The sequence below is a fragment of the Variovorax sp. Sphag1AA genome (assembly GCF_014192575.1).
GTDB lineage: Bacteria > Pseudomonadota > Gammaproteobacteria > Burkholderiales > Burkholderiaceae_C > Variovorax.
Genome location: NZ_JACHYC010000003.1, coordinates 450,855 through 468,473 on the forward strand (window position 1 = coordinate 450,855; position 17,619 = coordinate 468,473).

The following is a 17,619-nucleotide window of genomic DNA, read 5'->3' on the forward strand; positions in this document are numbered from 1 at the left end:
CTCCTGGGCTCAGTCGGCGAAGAGCAGGCCGCCGTCGAGTCCGACGCGCAGGTACTCCGCCAGGCGCAGGCGCAGGTTGCTCTCGCGTTGCTGAGCCATCTGTTCGTGGTGGACGCCCATCTCGGCGCCGTCGTCCGCGCCTGTGCGGATCTCGTGCGCCGAGCGCCGGGCGAGCTGGCAATAGGAAGCGTCGCCGTAGCGAAGCGAATCGAAAAGCGGCACGACGCGGCTCGCATCCGCCGCCGCCGCGGGCTGGCAGCGGTAGCGGCGCGGCACGCTCGATTCGAGCGGCAGGTACGAGAAGCGCAGGCATCCCTCCTGCCGCCGCTCGGACCAGACTGGCCCGGCCCACGGCGTGCCGCCGCCGGAGAGGCTCGTGCGCGCGTGGAAGATGCAGTTCGACGCCGACGTGATCGCCGCGCTGTGGACACGGCCGACCAGCGTGCAGTCGGTGGCCTGGAGTGCGCCACCGGCAGCATCGCCATCGACAGCCGCATACGCCACCGAAGCGGGGTCGCCTGCATCGACGATGCAGTTGGTGAGCTGCACGTTGCACTCCGCGGCGATGCGCAGCGCACCGACCACGCAATGGTCCAGTTCGACCTTCGTGCCCTTGGTCTCGACGATCAGGCTTGTCGCGCCGGGGCGCGCCGCGCTGCCGTCGCTCTTGAGCGTCGAGCCGGGGACCAGCGTGCAATGCACCAGCCTCAGCGTGTCGATCCCTTGGCCGTTCGCCGTGGCCGCGAGATGCAAGGCGCCGCCGCTGATGACCAGCCCGTTGAGCGTCAGCTCGGACCCGGTCGCGCCGCTGATCTTCAACTCGCCCGCCAATTGCAGGACTGGTCGCGTCTGGTCCGCGGCACGCAGTTCGACGACGGCATTGGCCGCGAGCGCGACGGAAGGCGTCTCCGCCCAGGTGGCGCTGCTCGGAAACTGCACCGCGCCACCGGACGCGACAGCCGTGATGGCCGTCTGCACGCTCCCGCTGGCGGACTGCACCTCGACCACCGGTTGAAGGCCCAGCGACAGCGTCGACAGTCGCTCGTACTCGCCCCCGCCGATGTCGGATTCGCTGGCGCGATGGAACCAGACCTGCAGCGGCTTCGGTGGTGCGGTGGCAAATGCGATGCGTCCGCGTTGCGGGTCGATCAGCACGCTGCCCGGCGCGGGGACGTGGGCCCATTTCGTCCCTGCGGCGTCGAGGTCGGAAAGGTCCGCGGACAGCAGCACCGTGGCCGCCGGAACACCGCCGATGAACAACGAGAGATCCGCTCCGTAGAAGCTGTTCATCGCGGCCGCAAACGCGCGGCGGCTGATCGGCACCGGCAGATTCGATTCGCGGGCCAGCGGCGCATCGGCGGGCAAGGGCAACGGGCGGTTGAACAACTGCGTGTCGGTGCCGAGCGGATTGAAGAAGAAACGCAGGTCGTCCAGCGCGAAAGCCGTGGCCTGCGACAGGCCAGCGCTTTCCTGCGTCCACAGATGGATGCCGACGTTCGGCAGGTTCCAGCGTCCGCCGCCCCCAAGCCCGCGCGCCTCGGCCGTATGGGCCGCGCTGTCGAAGGGCGAACCGATGCGCTCGAGCACCGGCTGGCGCCGCATGTCGACCGTGCCGCCCGCACCTGCGCGCACGTGCTTCACGCACTGGGTGACCGCGAGCCCGAGAAAGTATTCGGCGACATGGGCGTCCCAGCCCGTGACGTCGCGCGCCAGTCGTTCGAGCACGGTGATCGTGCCCTTGCCGCGCCGCAGGTTGATCGTGTTGGCCACCTCCGCGCGCGGGCTGCTGACGGTCGCGGTCACGCCGTTGAGCTGCCTGTAGCCGATCAGGTCGCCGATGTAGGGCACGACCCAGTCGGCGCAGGTCTCGATGAACTGGTCGTCATAGAGCTGCGCGAGGTCTTCCTGCAGCACCTGCACCTGCTCGGCCAGCACGTCGAGCAGCCGCGCGAGCGCACCGCCCTGGTCGGCGTCGCGCAGCCTGTAGATCGCAGGCAGCAGTTGAAGGAGGGCTGCGCCGTCGAGTGTCATGGGGGTGCCTCCGCCCAGGTAGCCACGAGATTGAGCGGCCTCGGGTCGAGCGTCAGCAACTCGGCGGCGAGGACGCTTGCATCGGAGCCCACCTGGGGCAATGCCGCATCGATCTGCGCGTTTTCGCGCAGCACCGCAAGGCGCGAGGCCGCGACGAAGAGGGCGGTGTCGGTGCGCCGCAGCGCGGAGACCTGCACCGCCACCACGCCCGGAACGCCTTGCAGCAGCGCGATGATTTCACTGCGCGTCACCGGCTGGCCGAAGCTGCGACGTGCGAAAGAGAACGTATCGCGCGCGGCCTGCTGCGCGGCGGCCAGGACCGCATCCATGTCCCAGGCCGGGTCGACCATCAGGTTCGCGCTGAACGTGAAGGCCCCGCGCCGGTAGCTGCTCAACTTCACCGGCACGCCCGGCTCCGCGGCGTCGCCGATCGCGGAGAGCAGGTTGCCGAACACGGCACCATCCGGCTCAACCCCCGCACCTCCGATGCCAGCAACCGTGAGGAAGACGCCGCGGGTCTGCCCGTGCCAGGTCCAGGTAGCGAGTGCCTTGGCAATGCCCCCGAAGGCGCGAGCGAAGTCCTCGTAGTCCTGCAGCGACACGATGCGGCCGAGCGTGCTCAGGCCGAGCGCAGCGTTGATGCGGATGTCGTCCGCCGTCTCGGCGTCGGTGCCGCCTGTGGCTGGCGTCGGATTGATGACCCCCTGCACGCCGAGCGGCCGTGTCTGCAGCAGCGTGAGCTGGCCCGCCGCAACATTGCCGACCGCGCCGATGCCCTTGCGGTAGCTGGCGACGATGTTCTCGGTGCCAGTCGGCGGGCGTGCGCCGTTGACGCCGTCGCCGAAGGTGAGGCTGGTGCTGCCGTCATCGTTGAGGCGGGCGACATAGACGCGGTCCCCGGGGGCGCTGGCGTAGAAGTCGTGCACCTCGCGCCATCGCACGCTGTTCACACGCAGCGCGAGGGTCGATGCCACGCCGCTCGGCGTCGCCGCGCTGACGTAGGTGAGCGGGGATTGCCGCAGCGTGAAGCGTTGCGACGGCACGCTCGCGTTGCCGCTGCCGACGACTTCGCTCACTGCGCTGCCATGCGTGGCGGCTGCCACGTTGCCATTGATAGTGACGGTCTTTCGCACATAGGCCTGCGTCAGCGCACTGACCAGCGTCAGCGTGGTGCCGCCGTCGGCGCCGATTGCGTGCTCGACCGACTGAATCTGCACCATCTCGCTCGCGACATTGCCGGGCGAGTCGTCCAATTCGCCGGTGACGATCAGGCGCTGGCCGGCGTAGAGGCCATCGACCCAGGTGTCGAGGTCGATCTGGCTGCCGGCCGGCAACGGGTCCTCATTCGGCAGGCGTGCGAGCGGGAGCGCTTCGCTTTCAGCCTGCAGGGTGGCGCCGCGGTAGCTGCTGAAGTTCGGATAGCTGACGGACACCGGCCCGCTGTCGCTCTGGCCGACCACCGACAGCCGCAACTGCGTGACCTTGCCGCTCATCGTGTACTTGGCGATGCCGTGTTCGGCCACACCATCGACGTTGGCGACGACCCAGTGGTCGCCGTCGCTGTCGCTCCATCTCAGCGCGGCGAAGCCACCGGGTGCGATGCGCGCATAGGTGGCATCGAGCAGCGGGTCCAGCGTGTCGGTGGGCGGCTGCCAGTCGCCGCCGGTACTGATGTCGTCCTTGTACGCACCGGCGATGGCGGCCGGCAGGCTGCGCGGATCGGGCGCGTTGTAGCCAAAGAGCGAGGCCTTCGCGCGCAAGGCATACACACTCGGCGCGGCCGGTGGCGACCACGCGGCGAGGGTCCTGAACAAGTGGGTGAGCTTGAGACCGAAGCGCCATCCGAAGACCTTCAGGTCGTCCGCGCGCGCAATGAAAGGCGTCTTCGCGGCCAGCACCTGCTGCGTCACGAAGGACCAGTTGCGAGGCGCCGCGAAAGTGGTCGCGATGTGGAGCGGCACCGTGTCGATGCGCAGCGACTCCAGCGCGATCAGCGGACGCAACTTGTGCGGCGGGGGTGGGGCGGGCGCCGGCACCTGTGCGCCGGAGATCGCCGGGCGCAGCGTGATCCGCGTCTGCTGCTCGGCCGCCATCGGCGTCACGCCAGACACCGTGCGCAGCACCGGGCGGCTGCCTGCTTCGTCGGGCGCGACGATCACGCTATCGCCCGCCTTCAAGCCGCTCGACACGCCGTTCAGCAGGACATCCGTGGTGTCGGCATCCACGGTCTGCTCGACGGTCAGGCTCGGGCGGAAGGCATTCCACTCGACCCTCGCCGGCACCGTCTCGGTGGTCTCGAAGGTCTGCGGCAAGCCACCGGGCAGCGGAATGCTTTGCACGCGTGTGCCGGCGGGAATGTCGACCGACGTCGACGGCGACCCCGGCGTTCCGGGCGCCTGCATCATCGTGAAGGCCAGCCAGGTGCCCGCGGCTACGCCGGGTTGCGGCACATAGCCGACCAGTTCCGCGAGGCCCGCGAGCGATCGGCGTTCCGTGGCGGTCCGCAGGAAGGATTCGTTGGCGATGCGCTCCTGGTAGAAGCTCAGCACGTCCGCCACGCTGGCCCACGCGTCGATCAAGCCGAGCGTGAAGTCGCCGGGGTCGCGCGTGCGCAGCTCGGGCAGCGTGCCGAGGCGCGCCTGCATGCTCTCCTTGAAGAGGGGCTGCGTTCCGACCCGATAGCTCACCGACGACAGGCCCGCGCGGTTCGTCACGACGCCCGGCGTCTGCGGCGAAGTACCGGCACACGCGCCGCAGGTATCCAGAGACGTCGGCGCCGTACTCATTTCCCACCTCGCACGACAAAGCTGAAGACGCCGCGTTCCGGAAAGTCCGGGTTGTTGTCGAGGCGCGCGACTTCGAGCCGCCCGATCGGCAACACGCCTGCATCGAGCGCGGCGCGGCCCGGTTCGCCGCGCCGCTGGAAGGTGGTGATCTGCACCGATGCCACCCCGTCGATCGCCATCGCCGCCGCATACAGCGGGCTCGAATACACGTCCTGCCCGATGCGGAAGTTGTCGGGATGGAAAAGACCAAGCCGGCCATCGGCCCGCACGCGGCTGTTGAACACCTCGGACAGCGCCTGCGACACCTCCGCGCGGAAGTACTCCGGCCGCGCCGTGACCTGCATCGTGATCTCCAGCGGCACCGCGATCGGGGCCTCGATCTCGAGGTCGTGACCAGCCATGCGCAGGCTATCGAGCGACTGCGCAAGGCGCGACTCCGCTGCCGCATCCAGCGAACCACCGCCGAAGGGATCGACTGTGATGAAGACGCTGCGCCAGCTTCCGGTCCAGCGCATCGTGGCGGCCGCGCTCTGCACACCGGGGAGCTTCGTGGCGAGGCGCGCGTAGTCGTCGGTCGTGACTGCGCGCTGCGGCGTGCGCAGCGCATAGGGCGCCTTGGCACGCACCGAGGCAATGCTCTCCGGCTCGGCGCCGCCGCTCGCTGGCAGCGGCTGACGGATGCCGACGATGGCAGGGTCGTCCGTCACGATGCGCACCAGCGTTCCGGCGCCGACATTGCCGACGGCACCCGTGCCGGTGCGGTAGTTGGCGCTGAACTGCGTACCGGGCGCGGGCCGCCTTCCGTGCGTGCCGTCGCCGAAGCGCAGCCATGCCGCGCCCGCGTCATCGGGCTCGACGACGAAGTGCGGATCGTCTGCGTGGCTTCCGAGCAAATCCTGTTGCGCGAACCAGTCGACCGACTGACCTTCGAGCTTGCCGGTGAGTTGGATCGCCGGCACCGCGCTCGCCGCGTCGGGCTGCTGCAGTGCCGATGCGGACGCGCTGGTATCGGTGGGATCGAAAGACACCGTCCACGTGAGCGGCGACTGGGCCAGACGGGGACGGAAGCGCGGCGGTACGGGCTCGCGTTGCGAGGTGGTGCACATCGTGCCCGTGGCCACTGGCGCGCGAAAGAGCGTCGGCTGCGGAACTTCGCCGATGGCCTCTGCCACTGCAAGCTGCTGTCCGTGGTCAGCCATCACGATGTTGCCGCGGACGACGCTGATGTCGCTCACGTCGGACTCGGTGCTGTTCTTCCTGATGCGCGCGGAGAGGCACAGCGGGAAGGCGAGCGCATCCTCGGGGGCCCACGCAATTTGCGTGACGAGCTGCTTGTAGAGCGGATCCTGGAGCGGCTGGCCCTTGGCGTCGTTGATCGTCACGCTGATCAGCCTCACCGCCTGCCGGTGGGTCGGGTCGGCGTCCGCTGCCAGCCCCGTCTCGGGCCCGAGGACTTCCTCCAACACCAGCACGTTGCCGGGCTTCAGTTGCTGGAAACGGCCACGCAGCGTAGCCCGCGTTGCGCCCCGTGGCAGCGCACAGCGACGGTCGCCCCAGGTGTGGAAGCCGATCTGCTGATGGGCCTGGAAGAGCGTGACGGCATGCGCCGTCTCGAACACCACCGGCCGGGCGGCCAGCGCGGCTGCGTAGCCGGCCTTCGCAACCACCGGCGCCATGCCCGTCTTGCCGCTGAGGATCGGCGTGTGCGCGGGCAGCGTCACGTTGTCCGCCTGCACTTGCACCTGCACCCAGGCGCGAGCGCTGCAACCTTCCTGCATGAAGTAGTCAACGAGGCGTGCATGTCGCCGAACCGAGGTGCGAAGCCGCGCCGTGCCGAGGTAAGCCTCGGTCGCGACCGCATCCTGCTGATAGCTCAGGTAGTCGCCGACGTAGGCAAGCATTTCGACCAGCGCGACGCCAAGGTCGGCCACATGGCTTTCCTGCCAGCCCGGCACCTGCGTGGCGAGACGATCGAGCATGAGCTGGCGGAAGCCCGCGTAGTCCTTCGCGAGGTAGTTGAGTTCCGGCACGGCGGTCACGGTCGGTGCGCATGTCGCGGCAGGCTGGCAGTCGAAGGGCGAGGGGCAATCCACCTTGAACGAGAACTGCGCCGACGCCAGCACCGGGTCCATCCCCGTCAACGGCAGGCCGCTGCCGTCAGGCTGCACGAGCTGAAGCGTGTAAGTGGAGAAGTCGCCCGGCTGGTTGACGTGTAGCACCAGCACGTTGCCGTCGTAGGTCGGCGCCTGGTCGACCACGATGCCGGTGAAGCGCTCCCCGCCGCTGACACGCACGTTGGCCGCCGTGATGCCGGCAGGCGGCGGGGTGCGCAGGAAATGCACGCGCAGGCCTTGCTGGAACTGCGCGCCCACATCCACGACCTCGACGAAGTCGATGCCGTTGAGCGTCGTCGAGTTGGCGACGTCGATGCGTCGCTGGGCGTCGCAGCAGATCGTCTGGTTCATCTCAACCGCCACCTCGGGTGAACTCCGCCGACATGCGCTGCTGCGTTGCCAGCACCACGTACTGCACCGTCACCGTCACGGTGCTGTCCACGCTCTCCACCTGCACGCCTGTGAACTTGATGAGGTCGCCCAGCCACTGCTGCAGCGCACCTTGCACCAGGAACTGCGTCGCAGTGGCCAGTTCAGGGCTCGTCGGCGCAAAGAGCAACTGCGCGAGGCCGGTGCCGAAGGTCGGCCGGTTCACGCGTTCGCCCGGCGCGGTGAAGAGCACCTGCTCGATGAGGTCGCGGATGTGGTCGTCGCCCGCGGCTTGCGCCGTGCGGCCCTGCGCGTCGAATCCGTAGGGATAGCCGAGCTGCATCACATCCCCCTCACGCGGATCTGCGACGGTGCGATCAGCACGCCGGTGCCGTTGGGCACGCACTGCGCCTGGCTGTCCACCAGCAGCACGGCCGCACCGCCGGCCTTGACGCGTGTCGCCACGGTCGTCCACATCGCGCTCACGCAGGGGCTCGGTGCGCCGGACACATTGAAGGCGCAGGCCGAGACCATGTAGGCCGAGGTCTGCGTCACCACGGCCTGCTTGCTCAACGTGACGCGCGGGAAGGGCACGGTCGCCTTCGCCTGGCCGGCATGCATGCAGGTCACCATCGAAGTCTGGTCGAGTAGGAAGCCGGGCATCAGATCACCTCCAGCGCGCCGTCGTTGATCGACACGCCCGTGTTCCCGATCGCGATGCTGAATGCCGCCATCGCGAGCTTGATGCCGTTCGCATCGAGCGTGAGCTTGAGCGGCACCGCGACTGCCGGAGGGCTCACCTCCAGGATGAAGCCGCCCACGCCGGGCAGGTCGCTCATCTGGAGGTTGATGCAGTCGGTCTTGAAGACCTTCATCTCCGCGACTGCGGGCATCGCGGGCACTTCGCCCGCGCCCCAGAAGCATCCGCTCCAGATCGGCTGCTCGGGATTGCCACCCTCGAACTCGACCCAGATGTTGGCGCCGACCGGCGGCACCGCGAAGAAGCCCACGCCGGAGCCACCGTAGGGCGAGCAGGGGAGGGCCCACGACAGCGTGCCGTCGCCGAGCACCGCCGCGACGCTGACCTGCACGCGCCCGAGCATCATCGGATCGACGTTGTTCTCGACCTTGCCGCGGTACTTGCCGTAGAAAGGATTCATGTTCTTACCACCGGTACGGTCGATCCCCAGCCCTCGCGCGCGAGCGTGAACGACTGCGAGTAGTTTTCCTTGCGGATGCGATGCTTGACGTTCTTCACGTACCAGAGGCCGTCGTGCAGGTAGCCCGCACCACGCACGCCCACCAGCCCACGCGGCTGCAGGATGTCGCCGTAGCGCAGCGCATCGAGTTCGCCGTTGGCGACAACCAGATCCATCGAGTCCTCCAGCAGCGCCTGTGCGCGCCCATAGGCCTGCATGCCGTCGATGCCCGTCTCGCGGAACTGCGTGGTGCGCACGTTCGGCTGGTCCACCAGCCACGCGGGTAGTGCAGCAAGAGGCGGCCGCAGGCTCGCGAAGAGCCGGATCGGCAACTCCTGGTTGGTCAGGCGGTCCTGCACCTTGCCGCTCACCTGCGTCGGCCCGAGGCCGTTGCTGTGCACGCTGAAGTCGGAGACGTTGGTGTTCGGCCCCATGTTGACCGTGATCGCGCTCTGCGGCAGCCCGGCGCGCACGGGTGGTCCCCAGTAGGCCGTATTCGTCATCGGCACGGGCCCCGGCACGATGTAGAACACATAGCCATGACGCAGCGCGAGGAACCGCAGGTGTTCGAGATCGGTGCGCATCTGCACCGGCACGCGGTCGATGGGCAGTGGTGGATCGATCACCGGCGGCGGGATCAGGTTCGGAATAAGGCCGTACTCGGCATAGCTGCCGATGAGCTTCAGCGCGACCAGTCCATCGTCGAGGCCCACGTGCTCCGCGCTCTTTTCCTCCAGGTCCAGCTTCACGCTCACGTCGTCACCCGTCAGGGTCACGAACGAGCGACCGGGCTCGTCGCTCGGCGAAAACTCGCGCTGCGTGACGAAGCCATCCATCAGCACGCGCGGGGTGGCATTGAATGTGACGATTACGATCACCCGGTTCCAGGTCTGCAGCAGCGGACTGGCGAGCAGCGCGTAGTCGACGAGGTCGGCTGGCCCCGAGCGCCCGACCTGGAAGCGGATCTGGAAGCCCGAGCGCTCGTCGCCCGTGTGCACCTCCACTTCCTCGAGCGCCTCCATCAGCACCATGGGCGCCGGCACCGGCACCGAAGGGCCGATGAGCAAGGTCAGGTGGATGCCGAGGAAGTCCATGCTCAGAACTGTGGCGATGCGATGCGCAGCACGCGGCCGAGCGTCGCAGTGAGTTCGAAGGGATCGAGCGCATGGTTGGCGTCGCAGATGCGCCAGAACTGCTCCGGGTCGCCGAAGGTGCGCGCGGCGATCAGGTCGAGTCGGTCGCCCTGCGTCACGGTCACACCCACCATGAGCGGCATGCTGCTGCCCGGCGGCAGAAAGCGTCGGCTCAGGTAGCTGACGACGCGCCCATCCGCGCCCACGTGGGTCAGCACCGGCAGATTGGCATAGCGGCTGGTCGTGGCCATGGTCTACATCCCCGTGCTGACGCTGCCGCTGAACGACAGCGAACCCGACGCCGACGCATTGCCGACCGTGTTGAGCGTGGCCATCGTTTCCTTGGCCACCTGGTGCGCGAGGAAGAGCGCATAGCCCGGATGCGTGATCGGCAGATCGTTGTAGCTCAGCACACGAAGGCCGAGCTGCACGCGCGCGCGCGTCGGATTGAGGTTGACGTCGTAGGCTTCCTCGGTGATCGAGAAGGTGCTGATGCGCACCGGCAGTACGCGCTGCGGCCCCCAGATGAACAGCGTGAAGGGTGCGGCCGGCGGAATGATCTCGATCGTGCCGACGGCCAGCAGCACCGTGTTGGCGATCACGAGGCTGCTCTTGGGGTAGACCAGCATCTCCAGCGCCGAGAGCTGCGGGTAGATGCCGGAACTCACGGCGAGTGGGTTCGCCTGTTCGAGCTGATCGGTGGCATCGAGCTCGACATCGAGCGAGATGGTCTCGACCGGTGCGCCCTTCAATCGCAGGGCTTCGCCACGGTCGCCGTCATCCGAGCGCGTCGTCTGCGCCTCGATCTGGCGCGTCATGGTGTCCGGGTTGTATTGGAAAGTGATGATGCTCGCGAGCGGATTGAACGGATCGATGCCGACGATCGCGCCTTTCACGAGCCGTGGCGAACCGGGAAAGCTGCTCATGACTGGCCTCCGCGCGATGTGCCGGGAATGGCCTGATGAACCGCGGCGGCGATGCGGTGTTCGATGCGCTGGCCCGACGCCGGGGCGCGTTGCGTGTCGATGCGCTGCGCGAGCGCCTGCGACACCGCGTGCGCCAGCTGCTCGCGATTCAGCGCGGGGCCACTTGTCGCATCGATGACCAGCCGGTCGATGCGCAGTTCGATCTTCTTCATGCGTGCGCTCCTTGCGTGGCCGCAGGCCGGAAATCCGCTTCGTTGATGGGTCGGCCGAGCTTCAGAAGCTCGCTGCGCGCGGCCTGGTGGACCAGTTCCATGGTCACGCTGGTGCCGCGATGCGCTGCGAGGAAGGCGGCGTTCAGCGCGATGCTGTGGATGCTTCCGCCGGTGCAGTCCAGGCGCGCGAGTTGCTCCGCGTCGAGCCCTTCGGTCGGCGTGTCGGCCGGGAAGGCGCGCCGCCACATCAATGCACGCTCGCGCGGACCGGGATAGGTGAATGGAACGACGAAGCGCAGCCGCCGCATGAACGCCGAATCGAGCGAGCCCTTGAGGTTCGTCGCGAGGATCGCCAAACCCCTGAACGCCTCGATGCGTTGCAGCAGATAGTTGGTCTCGATGTTCGCGTAGCGGTCATGACTGTCGCGGACCTCGCTGCGCTTGCCGAAGAGTGCATCGGCCTCGTCGAAGAAGAGGATGCCGCCGCCGTCTTCCGCCGCATCGAAGATGCGCTGCAGGTTCTTCTCGGTCTCGCCGATGTACTTGCTGATCACCGCCGACAGGTCGATGCGATAGAGGTCGAGCGCGAGCGCATTCGAGATCACTTCCGCGGCCATCGTCTTGCCGGTGCCGCTCTCGCCGTGGAACAGCGCACTCAGGCCGAGGCCGCGGCTCATCTTGCGCTCGAAGCCCCAGTCCCCGTAGACCTTTCGGCGCAAGGCGACCTGCGCCACGATCTGGTGCAGCAAGGACATCGCATCTTCAGGAAGCACGATGTCGTCCCAGTCGACCTTGGGCTGGATGCGCTGCGAGAGCAGGTCCATCTTCGAATGCGCGCTCTGACGGCAGGCTGTCCACAGTACTGTGTCGACGTCGGCGTCGCGCGGATCGCTTTCGTCCGAAAGCCCGGCGCTGCGTGCCATGGAAGCGATCTGCGGCAGGTTGAAGTTGAACTGGCTCGCCAGGCGCGACGCAAGCGGCTCACGCTCTTCGCCGAGCAGGTCGATCCAGGCCTGCGTCTGTTCGGTGGCCGTGGGCCGGTCGATCGCCATCACGAGAAGACTTTCGCGGCCACCGGCGCCGAGCGCGTGAGCGTCCCGCGTCGCGACGAAGGCCAGTTCGCGCAGCCGGTCGAGGACGCGGCCCAGCACGGCGGCACTCGCTTCAGAGGACTCTCCCGGCGCCACGTCATGCGCATCGATGTAGAGCGCGAGGGGCATCAGCAGGCATTCGCGACGCCAGATCCTGCACCAGTCGTCGAGATCGACGCTCTGCGTCGGCAGCGCAGCGAGACCGATGCGCTCGAGGCGCAATCCCACGCTCGCGGCAACATGGGCGGCCACGAGTTGCTTGCTCGTCGAATCGATGCCTGTCAATTGCAGGGTCGGTGCGGGCCCGCCTTCGGCGAACCTGCGGACGAATGCGAGCAGGGTGTCCGCAGCGGACTGCTGCGAAGGCGGCAGCGATTGCAGGCCGTCCGTGGGGATCGACAGCAGCGCCGGTGCGATGCGTTCATCGAGACGATTGAGGCCCTTGATGTAGTCGACGATCCGGTCGTCTGCCCTCAGCGCACTCATCGTCAGGGGCGTCGCACCGCTGGCATGGACATCGATCAAATGCCAGTAGCGCAGAGGCCGGTCGGGCGAGAGAGCTTCCCATGCGGGATCGTCAAACAGCACCATCGCCAGCGCAAAGCTCGGACTCGGCCGCGAGGACTCGCCGAGTGCCTGCGCGCAGAGCGCGCCGATGCGCGTGTCCAGCGCCGCCGCGACGCAGAGCAGCAGCACGTTGCGCTCGAAGTTCGAAAGTCCCAGTCGTTGCTGGAGGACGACGAGCGTCGGCACGGGAACGAGGTCATCCGCATCGCCTTGGCCCGAAGGCTCCGGGTGCCCGGCCAACCGCTGCAGGCGATCGCGCAGCCATGCAAGCGCCGCGCCGAGCGCAAGCTCGTTGCTTTGCAGGGGGGTGGCGCCGGCGTTCATGTCAGGGTCACCTTCGGGGCGACGTATTGGTTGAAGGTCGGGCTGGCGGAATTCGTATCCGTCACGAGTGAACTGCAAGCGCCGTCGACCATCACCCGGGCGAGGTAGCTGCGCGCGACAAATGCCGCCGGGATCGGGAAGGAGACTGTGTTGCTGATGTCCGGGTCACCCGGCGCGTGGGGCGCGGATGCGATCTGCTGGTCATCCAGCAGCAGCACGGCCCGCTGGCTACGCCCCACCGCAGGCGCCACGGACAGCTGCAACACCGAACCGCGCGCGACGCTGATCGGCGAGGCCGTGGTGATGCTCGGGCTGAGCATGAAAGCCGCGGCGTTCGACTCGAAACCCACACCCGGGTGCACCACAGGGGGCATGCCCAACGGCACTTCCTGCACGACCCGCACGGTGTTCACGCCGGCCGGCACGCCCACGGGCAGCGTGAAGGAGAGCGTGCGATCGCCGATCGTCGAAGGCGTGACCCGTAGCCCCGCCACGACGACCTGCGTGTTCGGCGCACCAAGGTTCCAGCCCGCGAGCGTCATCAACGCACCCGGCGCCGCGACCTGGGGTGTCACTTGTTCGATCGCCGGTGTGCGGAAGGGCGACACCACGATGCTCGCGCTGCGCACTGGCGGAGCCACCTTGGCGGGCTTTGCGCTGTCGATCAGCACGACCGAGGCTTCGTATGCGGCAGACAGGCGGTACTGCGTCTGGTAGGCCATCCAGAGCTTCGACATTTCCTCGAAGCCGAGCGAGTGCGGCGTGATGCGTACGCGCTCGATCTGTCCTTGCACATCGGCCGCACCCAACGCATCGGCGAGGTCCGACGGCATCAGCAGCGGGTTGTCGTGCAACGCCAGCATGGCGCGCCCCAGCAGCAACTGTGCGATGAGTTCGTTGTCGTCCTGCCCGAAGGCCGTGAGCATGTAGTGCAGGTTGAGCGCCAGCGGCGGTTCGCCACCCGCAGGCCCGCCGCGTGGAGGCAGGCCGTTGCTCAGCGCCGGATTTGGCACCGTGCTGTAGAGGTACAGGTTGAGTACGTTGCCGTTCGCCGAGAAGGTCCGCACCTTGTCGAGCGGCAGCGTCGTCACCTGGATCTGCGTCGTGGGCAGCGTGTCGGCCGGGAGGTTGGCGGGCAGGGGCGCCTGCAAGGCCTGGTTGACCAATGCACGCAGGCCGCGGGTCACGCTGGCGATGGCGAGCGCGTTGCTCATCGGGCGCGTCCTTCGCTGCGGCGCTGCAGGTAGTCCTGCAGGCTCATTCGCGGCGCGGCGCGCGTCGGCTTCGCGGAGGGCCGGCGCGGTGGCTCGGGTGCGCGGACTTCAAGCCTTCCGATCGTCACCTGAACCACGGACGGGCTGTCGTCGACCTGCGCTTCGGGCTTGGCGCGCTGTCGCGGCGCGGGTGTGGTCGCGGGCAGAGGTGCCTGCGTTGTCGCGCGTGCTTCGATCGCGGGCTCCGCAGGGTGCTCAAGCGGAGCGCGCCAAGGCGAAATGCGCTCTTCGATGGCTGGCGGCCCAACGGGTTCCTTCGCCGTCGGTGAGGGCTCCGCAAGTGTCGTCGTGCCCGTTGGCATGGCGCTGCGCGATGCTGACGATTGCAAGCGAGGAGCCTCTCTGGTTTCCGGCGCAGGCACGAAAGGCGCGTGCCGTGACGGCGCACGACCTTGCTGCGTTTCAGTCGTCGGGGCATCGAGCGCGGAAGGCATGGAACGCGGGACGTTCGCAACGGGAGCCCTGTGCGGTTCTTCCTCGGGGGTCTCGATGAACTTTGCGGGCGGCGGCGTTTTCGATGGCGCGTCGTGAACGGTATCGCGCCGATCGACTGCAACACGCGACGGCTGCGCGCGCTCCGACGGCGCGAGCGAAGTGTCAGCGTCCTTCGTGCCGATGTCTTCCGAGATGGCTGCAGGCGCATCGACCGCCTCGAAGCGCGAAAGCGGCCGTGGCCTGATGTGGCTCCGAGGCTCGACGAGCCGCGTTGCAAGCCGGTCGAGGTAGCCCGTCACGACGACACCATTTCCAGGTAGGCATCGCGGCGGACGCGGCTCATCGCGAGGATGTCCGCTTCGCTCCAGCCGTAGTGCGAGGCCAGCGCATGGACTTCTGCCAACAGGCGCGGCGCGCGGGCTTCGACTTCGGCCCAGCAGAAGGCGGCGAGATCGAGCGGCTCGGTCAGGACGGCCTCGCACGCGGGGCAGGGCATGGAGATCAGGAGTTCCGCAGCAGGATCGGCGGACTCCATCCGCGCGGCTGCTTCCTGCAACAGTGCAGGCGGCAACGCTTCCGGCGCAACGGGGTCGCCGCTCTGCGTCGTGCAGACGAGGCAGCGTTGCAGCAGGGTTCTGTAGGCATGCGCAGCGTCATGTTCGTCGCTGGCTACGATGCTGTCCGCCACGGTCGGCAGGCTGATGTCGATGTGCAAGTCTTGCGCTTCGATCGACAGCGGCTGCGCGACTTCGGCCGGTGTCGGCCATCCCGACGAGAGCGTGCGGGCATCGAGTTCGAATTCGAAGGTCTCGCCACACTCCACGCAGTCCGCCACGCACGACAGCCGCGCGCCGAAGCATCGCGCATGCAGATCCAGCAGCCGGCGTTCCCGCTCGCCGAGGCTCATGCCGGCCAGTTGAGCGTTCGTCATGCCCGGCGTGGCTACAGCGAGCAGCGCCGCCGCGCGGCGCGGAAGCGTCTGGCGCCGCATGGTTTCCCACACGTGAAGCAGATCGGAATCGGCCAGGCTGCTCATGGCAGAGGCGCCGCAATGACTGACCGTCAGACGTTGACGGTCGGCTCGGTTGGTTCGGTGACGGACGTGTCGCGTGCCCAGCCTTCGTTCTCGAGTTTCAGGTGTTGGATGGCGATGGCGTTCGCGTTGGCATCGAGATCCGGCAGGGCCTGGAACTCGGACACCCAGCAGCGGTATACGTTGTAGGCCAGCACCTTCTGGCCTGCCTCGTTGTAGACCTCGATGATGATGTCCTTGCGGAAATCCTTGAGCGAGACCTCGGCCCCGAGGCCGCCGCCGAAGTTCCAGACCTTGTTGGCCCACTTCTCGAATTCGGGGTCGTGCGTGACGCCACGCTCCAGCGTGATGGCATCGAACTCCGTGCGTCCCGGCGACTTGTGCGACGTGCTGGGGTCGCCGCCGTCGCGGTGCTTGACGACCTCGGTGGTCTTCTTGAGCATGCCGACCTTGCTCACGCCGGCGACGTACTTGCCGTCCCACTTGACCCTGAACTTGAAGTTCTTGTAGGGGTCGACGCGAAAGGTGTTGACGGTGAACTGGGCCATGGTGTTCTCCTCAGGCGGCGATCTGGCCGGCCAGCTGCTGCAGGCGGATCACGACGAACTCGGCGGGCTTCAGCGGCGCGAAGCCGACCAGGATGTTCACGATGCCGAGGTTGATGTCGTTCTGCGTCGTCGTTTCGCTGTCGCACTTGACGAAGTACGCCGCTGCGGGGGTGTGGCCCTGGAAGGCGCCTTGCCGGAAGAGGTTCTGCATGAAGGCGCCGACATTGAGGCGGATCTGCGACCACAGCGGCTCGTCGTTGGGTTCGAACACGACCCACTGCGTGCCGCGATAGAGGCTCTCTTCGATGTAGAGCGCGAGGCGACGCACCGGCAGGTACTTGTAGTCGTCGGCCAGCAGGTCCGCGCCGCGCATCGTGCGCGAACCCCACACCACCCGACCCGACACCGGAAAAGAGCGCAGGCAATTGATGCCCAGCGGATTCAGCACGCCGTTGTCGCCATCGCTCAGGTTGGCTTGCAGGCCCTGCACGCCATTGAGCGCTGCGTCGAGGCCCGCGGGTGCCTTCCACACGCCCCGCGTGCCATCGGTGCGCGCGATGATCCCGGCCACCACGCCGCAGGGCGCGAACACATCCGGTTGCCCATTGAGTTGCGGATCTGACTTGATCACGCGCGGGAAGAAGATCGCGGCATTGCGGGCCGCGTCGCCGTTCAATCCGAGGCTGGCGACGCCGGTGTTCGGATCGGATGCCTTCGCGGCGGCAGTCTCCTTGACCTGGCCCCAGGCGGCCAGTGGATCGACCAGCAACACCGCGCGGCGCGTCGCGCAATAGGCCATCGCAGCCTGATAGACCGCCGCGGCCGTGTCACCGCCGCGCGTGTCCGGCGGAATGCACATCAGGTTGAAGAGATCGGCCTTGTCGAGCGCGAAGATGCCGGTCTTCAGGCTTGCGGAGCCAAGGTAGTCGGAGTTTGCGAGGTGGGCGCTGTCGACCCCGCCCGCGAACGAGACCGTACCCGGAAGAGGGCGCGTGGCAGGTGCGATCCAGTGTCCGTTGCTGTCCAGCGCCACCTTGACGAGCAGCGAACCGCTGTCGAGGACGCGCGCCACGAAGCGGGGGCTGGCGCTGTTGGACGAGACATTCAGGAACTTCTCGGTCGCGCCTCCGGCCTGCGTGATCGTGAGGTTGTAGAGCGTCGTGTCGCTCGGGTCGCGCGTGGCGTTGTCGATGATGGCCTTCAACGCGTTGCCCCACGTCCCCGGACTCGACGCGACGAGATCGAGCGCCTCGTTGTTGGCGCCGCCAGTGACCACCGGCGCCGAGGCAGCCACTGCGCCCGATTGCAGGCGCACGATGACGGCCTGGCTGCCGCCATTGAGATAGAAATCCTGCACCGCATAACTGAGCGGATAGTCCATCTGGACACCCCCGAACAGTCGCTCGAAATCACCGAAGCTCGTGATCAACGCGGGCTCGCTCACCGGTCCCTGCGATGTCCTGCCGATGAACGCGGCGATGGAAGTCGCCACGCCGGTGATGGTGCGAACCCCGCTCGGCACCTCCTCGATATAGACGCCAGGGGACAGCAATGCGGATGGCATGGTCGACTCTCCT

At 67.7% G+C, this 17,619-nt stretch carries 16 protein-coding genes; all 16 read right to left on the reverse strand.

Features of this window, described 5'->3' with window-relative positions; all coding sequences use genetic code 11:
- Nucleotides 1–9: 9 nt before the first annotated feature.
- From FHW64_RS13970 to FHW64_RS14045, 16 genes are read right to left on the reverse strand one after another with little or no spacing between them, the layout of a single operon-like run.
- A complete protein-coding gene (locus FHW64_RS13970; protein WP_184527081.1) occupies nt 10–2,031 on the reverse strand; it encodes a hypothetical protein in 2,022 nt (673 codons plus the stop codon).
- A complete protein-coding gene (locus FHW64_RS13975; RefSeq protein ID WP_184527083.1) occupies nt 2,028–4,817 on the reverse strand; it encodes a putative baseplate assembly protein in 2,790 nt (929 codons plus the stop codon). Before FHW64_RS13975 ends, FHW64_RS13970 begins: the two co-directional genes overlap by 4 nt.
- Nucleotides 4,814–7,282: a putative baseplate assembly protein gene (locus tag FHW64_RS13980; RefSeq protein WP_184527085.1), complete on the reverse strand. Its 2,469-nt coding sequence runs from the start codon at nt 7,280–7,282 to the stop codon at nt 4,814–4,816. The genes FHW64_RS13975 and FHW64_RS13980 overlap by 4 nt, the downstream gene beginning before the upstream one ends.
- A 1-nt stretch (nt 7,283) precedes the next feature.
- Nucleotides 7,284–7,643 carry a GPW/gp25 family protein gene (locus FHW64_RS13985; protein WP_184527087.1) on the reverse strand — a complete coding sequence of 120 codons (360 nt, stop codon included), beginning with the start codon at nt 7,641–7,643 and terminating at the stop codon, nt 7,284–7,286.
- Complete coding sequence (locus FHW64_RS13990; RefSeq protein WP_184527089.1) at nt 7,643–7,963, reverse strand: hypothetical protein; 321 nt, start codon at nt 7,961–7,963, stop codon at nt 7,643–7,645. The genes FHW64_RS13985 and FHW64_RS13990 overlap by 1 nt, the downstream gene beginning before the upstream one ends.
- Nucleotides 7,963–8,460 carry a phage baseplate assembly protein V gene (locus tag FHW64_RS13995; protein WP_184527091.1) on the reverse strand — a complete coding sequence of 166 codons (498 nt, stop codon included), beginning with the start codon at nt 8,458–8,460 and terminating at the stop codon, nt 7,963–7,965. The genes FHW64_RS13990 and FHW64_RS13995 overlap by 1 nt, the downstream gene beginning before the upstream one ends.
- Nucleotides 8,457–9,593, reverse strand: coding sequence for a hypothetical protein (locus tag FHW64_RS14000; protein ID WP_184527093.1), 1,137 nt, complete (start codon nt 9,591–9,593; stop codon nt 8,457–8,459). Before FHW64_RS14000 ends, FHW64_RS13995 begins: the two co-directional genes overlap by 4 nt.
- 2 nt (nt 9,594–9,595) lie before the next feature.
- Nucleotides 9,596–9,883: a LysM peptidoglycan-binding domain-containing protein gene (locus FHW64_RS14005; RefSeq protein WP_184527095.1), complete on the reverse strand. Its 288-nt coding sequence runs from the start codon at nt 9,881–9,883 to the stop codon at nt 9,596–9,598.
- A gap of 3 nt (nt 9,884–9,886) precedes the next feature.
- Nucleotides 9,887–10,558: a hypothetical protein gene (locus FHW64_RS14010; protein ID WP_184527097.1), complete on the reverse strand. Its 672-nt coding sequence runs from the start codon at nt 10,556–10,558 to the stop codon at nt 9,887–9,889.
- Entirely contained in the window at nt 10,555–10,770 is a 216-nt protein-coding gene (locus tag FHW64_RS14015) for a hypothetical protein (protein ID WP_184527099.1), read from the reverse strand. Before FHW64_RS14015 ends, FHW64_RS14010 begins: the two co-directional genes overlap by 4 nt.
- On the reverse strand, nt 10,767–12,752 hold the full coding sequence (locus FHW64_RS14020; protein WP_184527101.1) for an ATP-binding protein: 1,986 nt from the start codon (nt 12,750–12,752) through the stop codon (nt 10,767–10,769). The genes FHW64_RS14015 and FHW64_RS14020 overlap by 4 nt, the downstream gene beginning before the upstream one ends.
- The gene (locus tag FHW64_RS14025; RefSeq protein WP_184527103.1) at nt 12,749–13,966 is read right to left on the reverse strand and encodes a Pvc16 family protein; all 1,218 of its coding nucleotides are present in this window, start codon (nt 13,964–13,966) and stop codon (nt 12,749–12,751) included. The genes FHW64_RS14020 and FHW64_RS14025 overlap by 4 nt, the downstream gene beginning before the upstream one ends.
- Entirely contained in the window at nt 13,963–14,760 is a 798-nt protein-coding gene (locus FHW64_RS14030) for a hypothetical protein (protein ID WP_184527106.1), read from the reverse strand. Before FHW64_RS14030 ends, FHW64_RS14025 begins: the two co-directional genes overlap by 4 nt.
- On the reverse strand, nt 14,757–15,497 hold the full coding sequence (locus FHW64_RS14035) for a hypothetical protein (RefSeq protein WP_184527108.1): 741 nt from the start codon (nt 15,495–15,497) through the stop codon (nt 14,757–14,759). The genes FHW64_RS14030 and FHW64_RS14035 overlap by 4 nt, the downstream gene beginning before the upstream one ends.
- A 26-nt stretch (nt 15,498–15,523) precedes the next feature.
- Nucleotides 15,524–16,042 (reverse strand): phage tail protein, encoded by a 519-nt coding sequence (locus FHW64_RS14040; protein ID WP_184527110.1) that lies wholly within the window; start codon nt 16,040–16,042, stop codon nt 15,524–15,526.
- A 10-nt stretch (nt 16,043–16,052) separates the two neighbouring features.
- Nucleotides 16,053–17,606 (reverse strand): phage tail sheath C-terminal domain-containing protein, encoded by a 1,554-nt coding sequence (locus tag FHW64_RS14045; RefSeq protein WP_184527112.1) that lies wholly within the window; start codon nt 17,604–17,606, stop codon nt 16,053–16,055.
- Nucleotides 17,607–17,619 lie beyond the last annotated feature (13 nt).